Consider the following 16,425-nt stretch of genomic DNA (forward strand, 5'->3'; position numbering starts at 1 on the left):
GGCCTGCAAGAGCCACAGGTAATAAACCAAGGAGTGTTCCATGATGAAAGTAGTTTTACTACTGGCGGTCCTGCTGGTATTCGTGCTCGCCCCGTGCGGAGACCTTGTCTCGAAGGACAAGCCGTGGGATGATGGGAACGACGGCGGACCTAGCGACGGCGGGCCCGAAGGGGAGGACCATCCCTGGGGAGGCGAAAACCAGACGCCCGGTGATATCTGGAATCGGCTCAGCCCACTGGAAAGCGCCACCGGTGTCTTTGTGGTCGATGCCTTGTACCGCCTGCCGGGCATCGATACGTATCTCGAATCCCGTTTGTTCTGGGTCAGAACCGACCGGCCTTACCGCGACATTCAGAAAAAAAATCGGGGCGTCACCGACGTTCCGAGGCAGGAGAATTCATCAATCGGGAGCTACGGGGTAGAAAAGTGAAGCAGAAGAGCAATAACACAGGCACGGAGTTCTGCGATGCGGTAGCGACGTACATATCGTCGCTGGCCCAAAAGCGGGACTGCGCCGGTGTTGTCAGGTACTACGAGGCACATCGTAGTCTCATTGACGACGCCGGTGGATCCTGGGCGGGCGCGATCCTGCTCAAGGTGTCCGACGCCTGGGCTTCCCTCACTGACTACCCTGCAGCCTTGAAAACGGCTCGTGTCGCACAGGCCAAGGCAGCCGAAGACGGAGACAGCGTCCTTCTTGCTGAGATCTTCGTCACTCTCGGAGGCATCCTGCGCGACATGGGACAGGTGAAGGAAGCGCAAAAGGCGTTTCAGGACGCGGAATCAATCTTCCGCCGTAACGACTGTCTCGAAGGTCAGAGCCGCGCGCTCAATCTCCTGGCCGGACTGTACTTCCGGCAGGCGGACTATCGCAGCGCCCTGCGGGTACTCATGGACGCAGTGGAGATTGCGCGCAAACTCGACGACAAGCAGAAGCTGGCCTTCATGATGGGAAACATCGGCCGGGTTTACACCTTTATGGGCGATCTGGCCGAAGCCGAGAAGCACCTGACCATCAACGTCGATCTCTCCACGGAGCTTCGGGACGAGTTGGAGGTGGCGCGTGCGTATCTGTCGCTCGGTTATATTCACATCCAACAAGCCGCCTATGACAAGGCGGAGCGGGCGCTGGCGCAGGCATATCCGCGGATCATTACGGCCGCGAGCCGGCGGGACGAGGTCATTTACATGACCTACCTCGGTGAACTGCGATACCGCACCGGCCGCAACGAGGAATCCGGCGCAGTTCTCGAGAAGGCGCTGGTCATGGCGGAGGGCATCGCGCCGGGGACGACCCTGGTCGGCCGTGTCCTCAGGCACCTGGCTGAGTTGAACTTGCGCCTGGACAACTACCGTCTGGTCCGGAAGTTTGCCGCCCAGTCCATGGTCATAATGGAAAAGACCTCAAACAAGGTCGAAACCGGCGCGCTGCTGCGTATAAAGGCGCAGGTGGCCCAGGCGCACGGTCACAAAAAGGACGCCGTCCGGCTCTACAAAAAGGCGATCGACGTGCTGGATGAATCCGGTGTTCGCTTTGAGAGGGCTGAAGCTCTGGTGGCGGCGGGCAAATGCGAACTGTTCGGTCAGCGGCAGCGCATGACCTACCTGTTCCGTGCCGAGGAGTACTATTCCCGGTGTCGGATGACTCAGCGGCTTGACAAGGTCAGCCGGTTGATCAGCTCTCTTGGCTGCACCAAGGCGGGCCCGGTAACTCCAACGAGAACCGGGACGACGGGCGGGGTCGACTTTCTGACGGCCTCACCGGTGATTCAACGTTTCAAGGCACAGTTGCCGATGTTCGGCCATTCCGACCTTCCGCTCATGCTCACCGGTGAGACCGGTGTCGGCAAGGATCATCTGGCCCGGTACTTCCACTCCCTGGTTCGGCCCGGCGGACCGTTTGTGGCCATCAACTGCGCTTCGGTTCCCGAGACGCTCCTTGAATCGGAGTTGTTCGGCTACAGCCGGGGAGCTTTCACGGGTGCCGACGCAAGCAAGTGCGGTCTGTTCGTAGCCGCAAACGGCGGTGTCCTGATGCTCGATGAGATCGGCGACATGCCCCTGAAGCTTCAGGCCAAGCTGCTTGGAGTTCTGGAGCGGCGGAAAGTCATTCCTCTCGGTTCTACGACCGAGGTTGCCCTTGACGTCATCCTGGTCGCGGCCACGAACAAGAACCTCGAAGCCATGGTCGAAGACGGTACGTTCCGGCGCGATCTGTACTACCGGCTCAGCGGCATTACCTTCCGCATCCCGCCGTTACGAGAGCGCCGGGAGGACATTGCACTTCTGCTGAAGCACTTTCTGGTAGAGCATGATCTTCTGCCGGAGGACCTGGCACCGCCTGCCGAACTGGTCAGGCTGTTTCTGGCCTATGATTGGCCGGGTAATATCCGCGAACTTGACAACAAAGTCAAACGACTCCAGGTCATGTCGCAAATGGTGGCTGAGGGAGACCTGGTAGAGTTGTACCGTTCGCTGTTCCCCCAAAGCGCCGACCTGGACGAATCCTCGGACGGCGAGAGTCTTTTCCAGCGCGTGGAGCAGTTTGAGCGGAAACTGATCACGGAGGCGCTTCTGGCGGCACGCGGCAACAAGAGCGAGGCCGCACGCCTGCTGGGCGTGCACGAGGCGACGGTGCGCACCAAGCTGAAGCGGTACGGCATTTCGGTACCGCCCACGGTCTTAAGAGGAGGTGCACCCAGCTAAGCGATGCCACCGGACAGTGATCCGGGCGGATCACGCCTGACCTGCCGGAGCGTGTGATTGTGATAATGTGTCTGTTACAATGACGCTCCGTGAGGCCCGGTGAGAGTTATCGTTCGGTCGTACGAATCTCGCACACACTCCTTGGTTGCGGTAAGCGTTTGGTTTTTCAGGCGCTTACCGCTTTTTTTGTGCCGTCATTCGTATGATTGTACGGATTTGAACACCGCCGCCGGCCGCATAATTGACACCGAATGCCAGTACGTTCATGCCGGGCAACACGATAGAGGTGCGTACCAGACCGACGGCACGCGCCTTGCTCTCATTCTGATTGTCATTTTTACTCCTGAGCACTGTTGCCAGTGCTTGGTAGGTCCTCTTTTCTTTGGTGTGTGGCCGCCCGCAATTGAGGGGATTGCGGGCGGCGCGCTTTTTTGGCTCACACGATACGTTTTAAGTTGTGTTTTGAGAACCGGTTGCCCTTCTTTGACGCTATGTCGCGGCCTGCCCTGGGATTGATAGAAACGAGGGGACTCGCCGGAGCACTGGCGGCAACCCGCGCGGCCACTGACGCCGGTCAGGTCGTTATTGCCTCCCTGGAGCAAACCGATGCCGGGATTGTCACAGTCCGTTTCGAGGGAGACTGGCAGGCAGTCCAGCAGGCGGTCGAGGCGGGAGCACGGGCCGCTGAAGCTCTGCACGACCTGATTTCCATGCACGTGATCCCTCGCACGGACAACGGTCTCAGTCCCATCCTGCCGTACGGACGGTTCGTGGCCAGGTATCGCTCCGAGGAAGACAGGGGGCCGTCACCTCCGCGAACGCCGTCGCTGAAACCTGCCTCACGGCCGGAGCACCGGGAGATCAAGCTGCCCCCCGCACAGCCCGCGCCCGCTGTACCGACAGTTGCGCGCGTGGCGCCGCCGCCGAAACCACCGGTCACGCCAGAGCCCGCCGTTATCCCCGCGCCCGCCGTCCAACCGACTTCCGCCCCGCAGCCGCTTAGTCTTGACGAACTGGCAGAGATGCCGGTGGTCAAACTCCGCAAGTATGCACGGACAATCAGGAACCTTCCGATACAGGGCCGCCAGATCTCCAAGGCGAACAAGGAGACTCTGCTGGAAGCTATCCGAAGCGTCCGCGTGCCCGAGTAGATAACTTCGCGCCACCGGTCTCCATAATCTGCAATCGATCCGTCAAGTCTTCTCTCTTCCGCCGGATCGATCAACCCGGCGGGGCACGCACTCACCGACGAACCGATATCCTGCTCTGATGCGAGCTTCAGTGCGTTCAAGCTGGCGGATGATGCGGGACCGTGACGAGGTAATGGGCGGGTCGGAGTTCCCTGCGCAGGGGGCGTTTTCGGTTGATTTATCGGGTCTTACGGTATATATATGACCTCTGAGAAACCGTCGGCAAGTGTTCAACAGGGGTCGGCAAGGTAAGTGTCCGGTCCGTCGGCATACCCGCCGGACGGGCCTGCGCAGGAGGGCGGTGCAGTCATGGAGAAGATCCTCATCACCGGTGCACTGGGCCAGATCGGCTCGGAACTGACCGTGGTGTTGCGCCAGCGGTACGGGCGGGAGAACGTCGTGGCCACGGATATCCGGATGCCGAGCGACATCAGCCTGCGCGATTCCGGTCCGTTTGAATTCCTGGACGTCCTTGATCCGCATCACATCACGAGGGTCATGCAGATCTACAAGGCGGACACCATCTACCATCTTGCGGCGATTCTGTCGGCGGTGGGCGAAACCCGCCCGAATGTCGCCTGGCAGGTGAACGTGAACGGTCTGTACAACATCCTCGAGGCGGCGCGCCAGTACGACTGCGCCCTGTTTGTCCCCAGTTCGATAGGCGCTTTCGGCAAGTCCACGCCGCTGGACAACACGCCGCAGGACACGATTCAGCGTCCCGATACGATCTACGGGGTCACCAAGGTGGCCGGAGAGCTTGTTTGCGACTACTATCACAAGCGCTTTGGACTGGACACGCGCGGGCTTCGCTTCCCGGGACTGATCTCGCACCAGACCGACCCCGGCGGCGGAACCACCGACTACGCCGTTGAGATCTTTTACGACGCCATCCGGCATCGGGAATTCACCTGTTACCTGCGGGCTGATACGTCTCTGGACATGATGTACATGCCGGACGCCATCAGGGCGATGATTGACCTGATGGAGGCCGACCCGTCCCGGCTGGTGCACCGCAATGCCTTCAACGTCACGGCGATGAATTTTACCCCGGCGCAACTGGCCGACGAAATCCGGAAACACATCCCGGAGTTTGAGATTAAATACCAGGTAGACCCGGAGCGACAGGAGATCGCGGACAGCTGGCCTAACAACATGGACGATTCGGCCGCCCGCAGGGAATGGGGTTGGCGTCACGAGTACGATCTTCCCAGGATGACATCAGACATGCTGGACGTCTTGTCCCGGAAGCTGGCGGGGTGAGTCGGCCCGTCGCACCGTTCGCCTCGAGGCCACAGGATGATTTTCGGCATCGGCATAGACGACGTGGACGTGGAAAGACTCAGGCGGCGTCTCGGTGATACCGGCGGTCTCAAGGAGAGAGTGTTCACGCCGCGGGAGATTGAGTACTGCGAGTCCAGGCGAAGCAGCGCGCAGAACTTCGCGGCGCGCTTTGCCGCCAAAGAGGCGTTCATGAAGGCAGTCGGCACCGGCTGGCGGGACGGGTTGAAGTTTACCGACGTTGAGGTGGTTAACAACGAGAAAGGGAAGCCTGAACTTGTTCTTCACGGTGTGGCGAAACGTCTTGTCGACGAGAGCGGCATCACCAACGTCCAGGTATCCCTGTCACATATAAGGGATGTTGCCAGTGCCGTTGTCGCACTGGAGAAGTAAAGGGAAAATGGAGAATGACTAACATCGGGTCCTACGCCGAACGAGTCAAAAACTTCGATTGGTCAATTTCCGAGAAAGAGCTGGCGTTTAAGGACGGAAACGTCATCAACATCGGCTGGTACTGCTCCGACCGGATCTGCCAGTTGGGCATGGCGGACAAGCCGGCCCTGCTCTGGGAGAACGCGGCGGGACGGGAGAAGCGTTATACCTACGACGACGTCAGGCTGACCACCAACACCATCGGCGCGTTTCTCAGGGGCCTGGGGATCGGCGACGGGGACAGGGTGTGTCTTTTCATGGACAAAATCCCCGAGCTGTACCTCGGGTTTCTGGGGGTGCTCAAGATCGGGGCCATCGCCCAGCCGCTCTTCTCGGCCTTCGGTGACGAGGCGTTGCGCATCCGGCTCAGTGACGCCGGGACCGCGGCGATCATCACCCAGCGCAAGCACGTCGCCAAGGTCCGGAAGATGCTCGACCAGGTGCCCCATCTCAGGCACGTTATTCTTGTCGATTACGACGGGCGCAAGCCGCTTCGGGATCGGGAGGTTGCCTTTTCCCTGGAACAGGCCGAGCCCGTGCAGGAGTTGGAGATCTTCCCTACCAAGGCGGAGTCACCGTCCGTGCTTCACTATACGTCCGGAACGACCGGGCAGCCCAAAGGCGTCAAGCACGTTCACTATGCGCTGATCGCCCAGTACCTGTCCACCAAGTGGGTTCTGGACCTGCAGCCGGACGACGTATACTGGTGCACGGCCGACCCGGGCTGGGTGACGGGTACGTCCTACGGCATTATCGGTCCCTGGAGCCTGGGCGTCACGCAGTGCGTCCTGGATGCGGGTTTCTCGGCGGAGGCCTGGTACCGCTTCATTGAAAAGCACAAGGTCACGGTCTGGTATTCCGCGCCGACGGCCATTCGCTCGCTCATGAAGGCGGGCGATGACCTGGTGCGGAAGTTTGACCTTTCCTCGCTGCGGCACCTGGCCAGCGTAGGCGAGCCGCTCAACGCGGAGGCGGTGGTCTGGTCGAAGAACGTGTATGGGCATCCCTTTCTCGATACGTACTGGCAGACCGAAACCGGTTCGATCATGCTTACGAACTTCCCCGGCATGGAGATCAAGCCCGGTTCCATGGGTAAGGCTTTTCCGGGCATAACGGCAACCGTTCTGGACACCAAAACCTACGAGCCGATCACGGAGCCGGGCCGGGTCGGGCTGATCGCTTTCAAACCGGGCTGGCCGTCGATGATGCGGGCGTACTGGAACAACGAGGCCACGTACCAGGCCAAGTTCAGAAACGGCTGGTACCTTTCCGGTGACCGTTCGAGCATCGACAAGGACGGGTACTTCTGGTTTACGGGGCGTGACGACGACGTCATCAATACCGCCGGTCACCTGGTGAGTCCGTTCGAGGTGGAGTCGGCTCTGCTGGAACATGAGGCGGTCGCGGAGTCCGCGGTGGTGGCCAAGCCCGATGAAGTAAACATGGAAGTCGTGAAGGCGTTCGTGACGCTCAAGCCGGGGTTTGACGCCGGTGCCGACCTCGAGTTGAACATCATGAACTTCATTCGCAAGAAGCTCTCCCCGCTGGCCATGCCCCAGGAAATCGAGTACGTTGATTCGCTGCCCAAGACAAGGAGCGGCAAGATCATGCGGCGGCTGCTGCACGCGCGGGAGTGGGGCGAAGAGATCGGTGACATCTCCACGCTCGAGGATGACGAGTAGACGACGGATAGAAGTGTATAGGAGACGGTTATGGAAGACGCGAAGGACGTGGTCCTCAATTACATCATCGAGGAGTATCTTGAAGAAGAGGATGACGAGATAACCTACGACACGCCGCTTATTTCCGGTGGCATCGTCGATTCCTTCTCCATGGTTTCCCTCAAGCGGTTCCTGGAGAATAAGTACCAGATAAGCATTCCCGACGACAAGGCCACGCCGGAGGCGTTTGACACCGTCAACAGCATCGTGGCGCTGGTGAAATCCTTCCTCGGATAGGCGTGCGGACTGCCGGCTCGCAGTCAGGCGGACCGCGCCGAGTTTGGAATCCGGTCGGCGCCCGAGCTGTGGGACCCGAGGGCCGGGGCGAAGAGACCGAGTGTTGCATGAGGAGTTAAACAATGGGTTACAGTGACAAAGTCAGGGCAATATACCAGGAACAGATCAAGGAAATTCAGGACGCCGGGCTGTTCAAGCAGGAACGGTTCATCCATTCCTCCCAGGCGGCGGACATCGAGGTCGAATTCCCCATCGGCTCGTCGTTGAAAAAAGTCATCAACATGTGTGCCAACAACTACCTGGGGCTTTCCAGCCACCCGGAGGTCATCAAGGCGGCGCACGACGGGCTGGAGACGCGCGGCTACGGCATGTCTTCCGTCCGGTTCATCTGCGGCACGCAGGACATTCACCATGAACTCGAGCGGAAAGTGAGCGAGTTCCTGGGCACGGAAGATACCATCCTGTTTCCCTCCTGCATGGACGCCAACGCCGGCGTGTTCGAGGCCATCCTCGGCAGCGACGACGTTATGATCTCGGATCGTCTCGTGCACGCCTCGATCATCGACGGGATGCGGCTGTGCAGTGCCGTGCACGACACCTTCAAGCACTCCAACATGCAGCACCTGGAATCAAAATTGCAACTCCACGCCGACAAGCGATTCAAGGTGGTCATTACCGACGGCGTGTTCTCCATGGACGGCGACACGGCCAAACTCGACGAGATCGTCGAGCTGTGCGAGAAGTACGACGCCATGGTGTTCGTGGATGACTCCCACGCATCGGGTTTCATCGGCCGGACCGGCAGGGGCACTCACGAAAAATGTGGCGTCATGGGCAAAATCGACATCATCACCACAACCTTCGGTAAAGCCCTCGGCGGTGCCTCGGGGGGCTGCGTCTCCGGGCGTCGCGAACTGGTGGAACTGTGCCGCCAGAAGGCGCGGCCCTACCTGTTTTCCAACACCATCGCCCCGGTGGTTGTCTCGGGCGTGCTCAAAGTGCTCGATATCCTCTCCCGGAGCACCGAGCGGCGCGACAAGCTGGAAGCCAACACGGCGTACTGGCGCAAAGGCCTGGCCGAGGCCGGCTTCGTTCTCAAGGAGGGCGACACGCCCATCGTCCCTGTCATGCTGTTCAACGCCAAACTCTCGCAGGATTTCTCCCAGGACCTGTACAACGAGGGAATCTATGCCATGGGTTTCTTCTTCCCCGTGGTTCCCCAGGGCCAGGCGAGAATACGAACGCAGATTTCAGCCGCCCACGAAACACATCACCTCGACAAAGCACTCGAGGCGTTCATCAAAGTCGGCAGGAAATACGACATCCTCGGCAAGACGAAGCAGGAGATCATCGAGAAATACGGAATGTAGACCGGCGAGTTGTTAGGCTGGGGCCCCTAATCCTGAATAGGTGGTAGTAATGGACAGCCCGTACGAGAACTATAACGCGGTTATCCCGCGTTTAGAGGCTAGCTTCTGGCTCACCGTTGGAGCCATCGGGGCTGCTCACGAAGCAAGAGCGGAGGAGGCCGCGGAGTTGGAACGCAAACTTGATCCGGCTGCGGAGTTGCAGCGCAAACTAGATCCGGCTGTTGAGGAAGAGGATTTGAGACAGCGGGTTGCGCTACTGTCGAGAACACTCCTTGTATACGGCGTGGTAATCCTGGAAGCAATGGTGAAGGACTATGCACGTTATCTTGTATTCAACAAGCGCCAGCCCGCCACCTGTCGAAAAATGCAGGACAGCATGCTTCCGGTGGAACCCACTTTTTCCGACAAAATGAAGGATGCGTCCGCTCTCAAGCATCAGCAATGGCAGAAGAAACTAATAGGGTGGATAAAGCAGGTTGGCCAACAAGTTGGCGGTGATCAGGGACGGGACTCGCGCTTTCTCGCTGTCAGGGAGGCCATTATCAAGCGATGCATGGACTTTAGTCACTGGACTATCGTGTACAAATGCTGCATTATCCGGAACCTTGAGGTCCATAATAATGGGCTTATGAACGAAAGGAATCACAAGTGCGCGCCTATTTGTGATATAGGTCAAAAGCCCAGTTGGGACTGGGAACTGGTCAGAGACCTGTTCACGGCGCTGGATCTCTTGAACGTTCATCTCAGTGAGACAGACGTTATACAAACGGGCAGTATATGAGATCACTCAAAGACAAGGTTGTCGTCATCACCGGGGCCTCGCGCGGTATCGGTGCCGCCATCGCACGGGTCATGGCCGGCCAGGAGGCCCAGCTGGTTCTGTGCGGGCGGAACAAGAAGAACCTCCAGAACGTGGCCTCATCGCTCAACCTCTCGCGCGGCAACTTCGTGACCGTCACCGCCGACGTCTCCAAAGCATCGGGCATGGCCCGGATAGTCAGGACGGCGTATGACAAGTTCGGCCGGGTGGACGTTTTCGTCAACAACGCCGGGGTGGGTATCGGCAAGCTGTTCATCAGGACCACGGAGAAAGAGTTCGATACCGTTATCAATACCAACCTGAAGTCGGTCTTTTACTGTTTCAAGGAGCTTCTGCCGCGCCTTCAGAAACAGGGCGGGGGCCAGATCATCAACGTTTCCAGCATGGCGGCCAAGCAGGGGACGCCCGGCCTGTCGGTCTACTCCGCTTCCAAGGCGGCGGTGAACGTGCTCAGCGAGGCGGTGGCCGGCGAGGTACGCAACGAGAACATCAAGATTTGCGTCCTGGCGCCGGCCTCGGTCGAAACCGGGTTCATGTCCAATTTGGCCCCGCGTGCCCGGGCTTCCAGCAAGGCGGCTCGCAAGCTCGCGGTGGAGGAAGTAGCCGACGCGGTTCTGTTTCTTGCCCGGCAGAACGAAAACGCGTGGGTATCGCTGGCCGAGATCCGGCCACTGTTCGTCAGAAAGTAAACACGCGGCCCGGCGGATTCGTCCCTGAAACAGAACCCGCCCCGGGCGCGCACCACAGGACGGGTTTCCCCCCTCACGCAGGGGAACAGCACACCAATTCCCCTACGTTGTCACCCACACGCAATACGCTTCCAGGCTGGCAAAGAGAGCCCTCATACAGAGTATGTAGCGGATGGATATGGTTGCTCTCTCTTCGCCTGTTACGCCTTGTCGCAGGCACGCAGCAAGGCGTTTACTACGGTGAATAGTATCGATAACATGGGTGGGGGTTCTGTATCAACTACTACAAAGTAAATATATCCGTCCCCTTGCTCGCTGTCAAGGCAAAACTTCGGCTTTCCACATAAACACTCCAAAAACGTTCCGCTGCGCTGCGTATGATCCGTGTTGACAGCACACGCCCGGTCCGGTATACTAAGAGGAATCACACGGCTTAACCTTATCCTTACAACGAGCATTGCATGGCCAGACATACAGTGACCCTTATACCCGGGGACGGCATTGGTCCGGAAGTCACGCAAGCCGCCGTCAGGGTGATCGAAGCTGCCGGTGTGGATATCGAGTGGGACGTGCAGGATGCGGGGCTGGCGGCAATTCAGAAGTATGGCGTGTCGGTGCCGGATTCGCTGCTTGATTCCATTCGCGAAAACAAGGTGGCGCTCAAGGGTCCACTGACAACTCTTGTCGGTAAAGGGTTCAAATCCGCCAACGTCACTCTTCGGCAGACCCTTGATCTTTACGTCAACTTGCGCCCGGTCAAGACGATAGGGGGAGTTCCAAGCCGCTTTGAGAAGGTTGATCTGGTTATTGTTCGTGAGAATACCGAGGATTTGTATTCAGGCATTGAAAGCGTTGTGCAACCGGGAGTGACGCAGGCGATCAAGATTATCACCGAGAGGGCATCCGAACGCATTGCCCGCTGGGCGTTTGAGTACGCCCGCCGGCACGGCCGCCGCAAGATCACTCTGGTGCACAAAGCCAACATCATGAAGATATCGGACGGGCTGTTCCTTCGCACCTTTCAGAGGATCGCAGTCGAATATCCGGATATAACCGCCGAGGACAAGATCGTCGATGCTCTGGCCATGCACCTCGTGATGGACCCGGGCAGGTTCGACGTGCTGTTGCTCGGCAACCTTTTCGGCGATATCGTATCTGACCTTGCGGCCGGTCTTGTCGGCGGACTGGGCGTCGTGCCCGGCGCCAATATAGGCGAAAAGTACGCCGTTTTCGAGGCCGTGCACGGCACCGCTCCCGATATCGCGGGGAAAAACCTGGCCAACCCCACGGCCGTCCTGTTCTCGGCTCTGCTCCTGTTACGTCACCTGGGCGAGGACGAGGCGGCGGACCGTATCTGGAAGGCCGTGGTGCTCACGCTCGCCATGGGGCACTGCATGACCGGAGACCTGGGCGGCACTTGCTCCACCACGGAGTTTACGGAGGCAATCGTTAATGAAATCAGGGGTCGAGGGTAAACCGCCCCGTGGCGGCAAGAAACGGACTCGGGAAATCAGAGGAGACTTGCCATGAGTCGCGCCATACTGTACGTCGTTCTCGTATCACTGGCTGCGTGTGTCGTCACCGCCCAGCAGCCATTCAGGGTGGGTGATCCCGTGCCTGACTTCCGGCTGCCTTACGCCACCGCGGATACAATCAATTTTGACGGTATCGGGTCGAAGGATCTGGCCGAAACGCGCTATATGCTTGCCTTCTACCCGGCCGACTGGTCCCCCGCCTGCACGAAAGAAATCTGCGGCTTCCGCGACGCCGTCAAGGAATTCGCAGAACTGGCCGTTGAGGTTCTGCCCGTTTCCGCCGACCTTGTTTTCTCGCATCACGAGTGGGCCAAACAACACAAGCTGCCGTTTAAACTCCTGTCCGATTACACCGGGAAGTTCGGCCGAAGACTGGGCGTGTACCGGCCCGAGCAGGGAATGTTCCGGCGTTCGGTGTTTGTTGTTGGACCCGACGGCCGGTTTGAGTATATCGACTTTGACTACTCGATCACGGGCGACGCTGACTTCATTGCCCTGAAGGAGGCGCTGGCCCGATTGAAAAAGTAGGACCGCCCTGGTACGCTGGTTGTAAATTGCGTTGCGCGGCCGCTTGCCGTCGCCGCAATTCTTTCTATATTAGGTAAACAGGACAGGACTTTTAGGAGGAAGTATGGCCACTGAGGGACTGCTTTGCTGGAGTTGTGGCCGCCCCACCGGTATCACCGGCAAAGTTTTCCGCAAGGATGAATGCCCCGACTGTATGGCCGCCCTGCGCTGCTGTCGCGGCTGTCGCCACTTTGACCCCATGCGGCGCGCCCAGTGCCGTGAGCCGGTTGAAACGACCGTCCGTGACAAGGAGAAGCCCAACTTCTGCGACTACTACCAGCAGCGGACGGTGGTCAAAACCCCCGGGGGGATTTCCACCATCACGGACACCAAGGATTCGCGCAAGAAGAGCTTCGACGATCTATTCGATGATTGAGCTGATCCGATCGTCCGAAGTTATCCCGGAGTGGAGTTATTCCCGATCCACGTGCGGGGCGGTGGGTTCGGCGGGCAGTTGCCACGCCTGCTTATTGGAGACTCTCGCTCCATTGCCGCATGTTCGCCTGATCGTGTTCGGCGCGATACCCTACCGCACCGATAAGCCTGAGGCTCTTCAGTCCCGCCGCCACCGGGCCGTACTTGGGGTGCTCGAATACAGAACCGTAACCCTCATCGAACTCAAACCCCACAGCCGGTTCTGACGGCCAGCCTGACCGAGCCACAGACTCCATCAGCGACAGATACTTTGTGCCGCCGCGATCAGACGCCAGAAAGAGCAGCAGCGTGTCGCCGTCCCGCACATAGCTCGATGTGAACACCTCGTCCAGGCCGGCGATCTCAAGGAAACTCGCGGGATAGTATTTATCCGAGGGAATGATCCGGTCTGCCTCGGGGAACAGGGCAAACGCCTCCGGCACCCAACCGGAATCGCCGATCAGTGTCGAAATCGTGACCGCCAGCAGACGCATGGCGTCGGCGGCCGCTTCGCGTTCATCTTCGGCCGTCAGCGAAACAACGCATTCTCTCTGCGTGAAGTGCATGGCGTTGCCCCGGACGTATCCTTCGGCGCCGAGCCGGAAGGTGGTGATGCCGTCCGGCCTTGACGCGGCATAAAGCCCGTACGCATCGTTGCTGGTTGCGAACTGCGCGATCTGAGCCGATATCTCGATGTCGCTCACCACATAATTTCTGGTGGAACGACCGACCAGGCCGAAGGCGAGGTACCGGGCTGCCGGTTCGCCGGGCATCTCGTGCGCCTCGGCCCGGAGAACCGTGACTGCCGAATCGGTCGGCCGAATCACCGAACTGCTGTCGGGAAGGAATCGTGCGGCCACAAAGGGAACATCGGAAGCGTCGGCCACGGATGGTTCCCGCGTGCTGTCAGCATCTTTCCTGCCGCACGAGGCGGCACACAACGTCGCTGCGAGCACGGCTGTCATGATGCAGAGCTTGCGGAACACGGCGGCCTACAGGTAATACAGTATAAGGATTGCGGTCAACAGCCAGAGGATTACGGTCACCAGTATCGGCCTGTCACTTATCAGGACCTGCGTCGGCGAGCCGCCCCTCTCTTCTTTGTGGATCAGGTACAGGTAGCGAAAAACCCCGTAGACCACGAACGGGATCGTCAGGTACAGGTTCTCCGTGCCCAGTTTTGTCGACACTTCAGTCGAAAACGAGTAGAGCATGTACATGACGACAACGGAAGCGGTGGTCACGCCGATGCATTGATCCAGGAGGTAGGGTGAGTATCGGCTGAGAATCCTGCGGTGCGCCACGGCACCGTCTTCGAGCAGAAGGAGTTCGTGGCGGCGCTTGCCGAAGGCCAGAAAGAGCGCCAGGAGCAGCGTGTTGATCAGGAGCCACTTGGATGCCGGCACGTCGACGGCCACCGCTCCGGCGTAGGCGCGCACCACGAAGCCCAACGCCACGGCCATGACGTCAACGATAACGACGTTTTTCAGCGCCAGCGAATAAAGCAGGTTCAGGCCGAGGAACACCAGCGCGACGACAAAGAAGTGCCCCCCGAGGAACCACCACGCTCCGACGAGGCCGACAGCTACCAGCAGGACGATCATCACCACCGCCTGAGGAGGGGCGACGGCGCCTGAAGCCAGCGGGCGCTCTTTTTTCAACGGATGCTGCCGGTCCTGTTGCCGGTCGATCAGGTCGTTGAAGGTGTAAACGGCGGACGACAGGAGGCAGAAGATCGCGGTGGCGATCAGGGCCAGTTCGGCCGACCTGGTGTGCCCGGCCTCTCCGGCAAAGACCAGTGCCGCCAGCACCACGCCGTTTTTCAACCACTGGGCGGGCCTGGCGAGCATGATCAGGTTTTTGAGCATATGCAAAGATATCAGTCGGCCGGGGCCCGGCCAAGTTTTTTAACCGGCGAACGGCAGTGCTCGTTCGAGGTCGAGATAAAACGTCTGAAGGTACCTGACGGCGCGGTCCGCCGTGTTGTCTATGGTTTCGTCGCTGCCTATAGGCAGATTCACGCGAACAAAGGCTACGTCCGTCGGACGCAGGAGCAGCGAGTTGACCATCAGGTTCCACTTGAGCGCAAACTCACTCCGGATCGTGCCGCTGCGCGTTTCAAACCAGTATAGCATGAGTTGTTTCTGCTCGCGGTCGCGTATTATCAGGCGGTTGACCGTCTTGTGGCCCCCGTCCGGGAGGGGCAGCCGGTACGGTTCCAGCCGTTCGATCTTCCAGCCGCTGCCCGGCAGGCAGTGTCTGGGTGAATGAATCTGGCTGCCGTATTTCTGCGATTGGAAATACCCGACGAACATCCAGTAGGCGTCACCCTCCGGTGAAACGTACAGCCGCAGGGTGGTGGTGTCGGCCTGCAGGATATCGTACGAGTAGTCGGCGAAACGGCGTTCCTGGCCCGTGTAGCCGTCGCGGGCGTACGGTATCTCGTCGAAGTGCGGCGATCCTCCCGGGGGCCTGTCGGCGTATCGCAGGTACCAGGCAAACGCCCCCCCCGCTATGATCAGGATCGAGGCGATCAGGACGTACCGTCTCATTTGAATACCCGCCTCACCACCGCTCCTGCGACAAACAGGCAGATGAATGAAAACACAAACACGGACAACCCCAGCAGGGAGTGCAGCGGTTCGGCGGTCACCTCGATGGAAATCGCCGAGACAAGCAGAGCCGTGACGAAAACGCGGAAGACGTTGGCCGCGACCGCGATGGGCACCGTGCTGACAAAAACGATGGCCTTGGCGGCGAGGCGACGTTGCGTCAGGTAGGCATACAGGGCGCCCAGGGCCAGCAGGGAAACGAGCGACCGTATCCCGGAGCAGGCGTCGGCCACCTCCAGCGAATTGCCCGCCAGGTGAATTATGTTCCCCTGGCGCACGACTCCGAGGCCGACGACCTTCAGCAGTACGACCGTGATTTTCGTGGCCAGGGTTTGCATAGGGAAGGCGACGGCGTAGTACAACACGTACGGGATCGGAACCATGAACAGCAGGAAGAAAAACGCGAACCAGCTTTTTCTGATCACCTCGCGTCCGTACAGGCAATAAACCAGGCCGAACAGGCTGAGGATGAACGAGACGCGCACCGTGAAGTACTCGGCGGCCCCGGTGCCGACAAGCAGCAGCAGCAGGCCGGCTACAAGGAGAACCAGTCCGCCCGCGGCAGGACTCGTCCCGGTGCTGCCCAGCCGGTGGCGGTTCTTCCACAGGAGATAGCCGGAAACAACGGGCACCAGAAAGCCGTGGGAGTAATTGGCGTCCTGATACCACTCCGTCACGAGATCATACAGGACCGGAAGGTAGGCGGCCGCCAACAGGAGGAACGGGGCGGTCCGCAACCAGGGGGAGTAGCGGCTTTGTACCGCGGTAACTTCTGACATGGCAAGGTCCGGTTTAATATCCCTGCGTTTGCGAAAACTGCTCTAAGGGCCTAGTCGACACAAGGCCGGGCC

At 59.5% G+C, this 16,425-nt stretch carries 17 protein-coding genes; 13 read left to right on the plus strand and 4 right to left on the minus strand.

The window, feature by feature from the left end; genetic code table 11:
• Nucleotides 1-40 precede the first annotated feature (40 nt).
• The 13 genes from VMY05_05870 to VMY05_05930 all read left to right on the plus strand — a co-directional run bounded on the left by VMY05_05870 (nt 41) and on the right by VMY05_05930 (nt 12,924).
• Nucleotides 41-430, plus strand: a complete 390-nt coding sequence (locus VMY05_05870; GenBank protein ID HUV30594.1) for a hypothetical protein — start codon at nt 41-43, stop codon at nt 428-430.
• Entirely contained in the window at nt 427-2,706 is a 2,280-nt protein-coding gene (locus tag VMY05_05875) for a sigma 54-interacting transcriptional regulator (GenBank protein HUV30595.1), read from the plus strand. The genes VMY05_05870 and VMY05_05875 overlap by 4 nt, the downstream gene beginning before the upstream one ends.
• Before the next feature lie 431 nt (nt 2,707-3,137).
• Entirely contained in the window at nt 3,138-3,857 is a 720-nt protein-coding gene (locus VMY05_05880) for a BMC domain-containing protein (protein ID HUV30596.1), read from the plus strand.
• 348 nt (nt 3,858-4,205) lie between these two features.
• A complete protein-coding gene (locus VMY05_05885; GenBank protein ID HUV30597.1) occupies nt 4,206-5,159 on the plus strand; it encodes an L-threonine 3-dehydrogenase in 954 nt (317 codons plus the stop codon).
• Between the two features lie 36 nt (nt 5,160-5,195).
• The gene (locus VMY05_05890) at nt 5,196-5,570 is read left to right on the plus strand and encodes a holo-ACP synthase (GenBank protein HUV30598.1); all 375 of its coding nucleotides are present in this window, start codon (nt 5,196-5,198) and stop codon (nt 5,568-5,570) included.
• A gap of 14 nt (nt 5,571-5,584) precedes the next feature.
• Nucleotides 5,585-7,291 (plus strand): acetate--CoA ligase, encoded by a 1,707-nt coding sequence (acsA, locus tag VMY05_05895; protein HUV30599.1) that lies wholly within the window; start codon nt 5,585-5,587, stop codon nt 7,289-7,291.
• Between the two features lie 30 nt (nt 7,292-7,321).
• Nucleotides 7,322-7,567, plus strand: a complete 246-nt coding sequence (locus tag VMY05_05900) for a phosphopantetheine-binding protein (protein HUV30600.1) — start codon at nt 7,322-7,324, stop codon at nt 7,565-7,567.
• 122 nt (nt 7,568-7,689) lie between these two features.
• Nucleotides 7,690-8,937, plus strand: a complete 1,248-nt coding sequence (locus tag VMY05_05905) for a glycine C-acetyltransferase (GenBank protein HUV30601.1) — start codon at nt 7,690-7,692, stop codon at nt 8,935-8,937.
• A gap of 49 nt (nt 8,938-8,986) precedes the next feature.
• On the plus strand, nt 8,987-9,718 hold the full coding sequence (locus VMY05_05910) for a hypothetical protein (protein ID HUV30602.1): 732 nt from the start codon (nt 8,987-8,989) through the stop codon (nt 9,716-9,718).
• A complete protein-coding gene (locus VMY05_05915) occupies nt 9,715-10,446 on the plus strand; it encodes an SDR family oxidoreductase (GenBank protein HUV30603.1) in 732 nt (243 codons plus the stop codon). The genes VMY05_05910 and VMY05_05915 overlap by 4 nt, the downstream gene beginning before the upstream one ends.
• Nucleotides 10,447-10,907: 461 nt before the next feature.
• Nucleotides 10,908-11,921, plus strand: coding sequence for an isocitrate/isopropylmalate dehydrogenase family protein (locus VMY05_05920; GenBank protein ID HUV30604.1), 1,014 nt, complete (start codon nt 10,908-10,910; stop codon nt 11,919-11,921).
• A 51-nt stretch (nt 11,922-11,972) separates the two neighbouring features.
• Entirely contained in the window at nt 11,973-12,509 is a 537-nt protein-coding gene (locus VMY05_05925) for a peroxiredoxin (GenBank protein HUV30605.1), read from the plus strand.
• Nucleotides 12,510-12,612: 103 nt separating this feature from the next.
• Nucleotides 12,613-12,924: a hypothetical protein gene (locus VMY05_05930; protein HUV30606.1), complete on the plus strand. Its 312-nt coding sequence runs from the start codon at nt 12,613-12,615 to the stop codon at nt 12,922-12,924.
• Between the two features lie 91 nt (nt 12,925-13,015).
• Here VMY05_05930 and VMY05_05935 read toward each other — a convergent pair whose 3' ends face one another.
• Genes VMY05_05935 through VMY05_05950 form a run of 4 tightly spaced genes read right to left on the minus strand, consistent with a single transcriptional unit; the run spans nt 13,016 to nt 16,353 of the window.
• Nucleotides 13,016-13,927, minus strand: a complete 912-nt coding sequence (locus VMY05_05935; protein HUV30607.1) for a DUF6599 family protein — start codon at nt 13,925-13,927, stop codon at nt 13,016-13,018.
• Nucleotides 13,928-13,954: 27 nt separating this feature from the next.
• Complete coding sequence (locus tag VMY05_05940; GenBank protein HUV30608.1) at nt 13,955-14,830, minus strand: decaprenyl-phosphate phosphoribosyltransferase; 876 nt, start codon at nt 14,828-14,830, stop codon at nt 13,955-13,957.
• 39 nt (nt 14,831-14,869) lie between these two features.
• Nucleotides 14,870-15,514 (minus strand): EpsI family protein, encoded by a 645-nt coding sequence (locus tag VMY05_05945; GenBank protein ID HUV30609.1) that lies wholly within the window; start codon nt 15,512-15,514, stop codon nt 14,870-14,872.
• A complete protein-coding gene (locus VMY05_05950; GenBank protein HUV30610.1) occupies nt 15,511-16,353 on the minus strand; it encodes an exosortase/archaeosortase family protein in 843 nt (280 codons plus the stop codon). The genes VMY05_05945 and VMY05_05950 overlap by 4 nt, the downstream gene beginning before the upstream one ends.
• Nucleotides 16,354-16,425 lie beyond the last annotated feature (72 nt).

The sequence above is a fragment of the Acidobacteriota bacterium genome, from assembly GCA_035529075.1.
Classification (GTDB): domain Bacteria; phylum Zixibacteria; class MSB-5A5; order GN15; family FEB-12; genus DATKXK01.

Bases quoted from the DNA above. Each gene is read 5' to 3' on its own strand.
- VMY05_05870 (HUV30594.1), top strand. From the start codon at position 41: ATGATGAAAGTAGTTTTACTACTGGCGGTCCTGCTGGTATTCGTGCTC.
- VMY05_05885 (HUV30597.1), top strand. From the start codon at position 4,206: ATGGAGAAGATCCTCATCACCGGTGCACTGGGCCAGATCGGCTCGGAA.
- VMY05_05890 (HUV30598.1), top strand. From the start codon at position 5,196: ATGATTTTCGGCATCGGCATAGACGACGTGGACGTGGAAAGACTCAGG.
- acsA (HUV30599.1), top strand. From the start codon at position 5,585: ATGACTAACATCGGGTCCTACGCCGAACGAGTCAAAAACTTCGATTGG.
- VMY05_05900 (HUV30600.1), top strand. From the start codon at position 7,322: ATGGAAGACGCGAAGGACGTGGTCCTCAATTACATCATCGAGGAGTAT.
- VMY05_05905 (HUV30601.1), top strand. From the start codon at position 7,690: ATGGGTTACAGTGACAAAGTCAGGGCAATATACCAGGAACAGATCAAG.
- VMY05_05910 (HUV30602.1), top strand. From the start codon at position 8,987: ATGGACAGCCCGTACGAGAACTATAACGCGGTTATCCCGCGTTTAGAG.
- VMY05_05915 (HUV30603.1), top strand. From the start codon at position 9,715: ATGAGATCACTCAAAGACAAGGTTGTCGTCATCACCGGGGCCTCGCGC.
- VMY05_05920 (HUV30604.1), top strand. From the start codon at position 10,908: ATGGCCAGACATACAGTGACCCTTATACCCGGGGACGGCATTGGTCCG.
- VMY05_05925 (HUV30605.1), top strand. From the start codon at position 11,973: ATGAGTCGCGCCATACTGTACGTCGTTCTCGTATCACTGGCTGCGTGT.
- VMY05_05930 (HUV30606.1), top strand. From the start codon at position 12,613: ATGGCCACTGAGGGACTGCTTTGCTGGAGTTGTGGCCGCCCCACCGGT.
- VMY05_05935 (HUV30607.1), bottom strand. From the start codon at position 13,927: ATGACAGCCGTGCTCGCAGCGACGTTGTGTGCCGCCTCGTGCGGCAGG.
- VMY05_05940 (HUV30608.1), bottom strand. From the start codon at position 14,830: ATGCTCAAAAACCTGATCATGCTCGCCAGGCCCGCCCAGTGGTTGAAA.
- VMY05_05945 (HUV30609.1), bottom strand. From the start codon at position 15,514: ATGAGACGGTACGTCCTGATCGCCTCGATCCTGATCATAGCGGGGGGG.
- VMY05_05950 (HUV30610.1), bottom strand. From the start codon at position 16,353: ATGTCAGAAGTTACCGCGGTACAAAGCCGCTACTCCCCCTGGTTGCGG.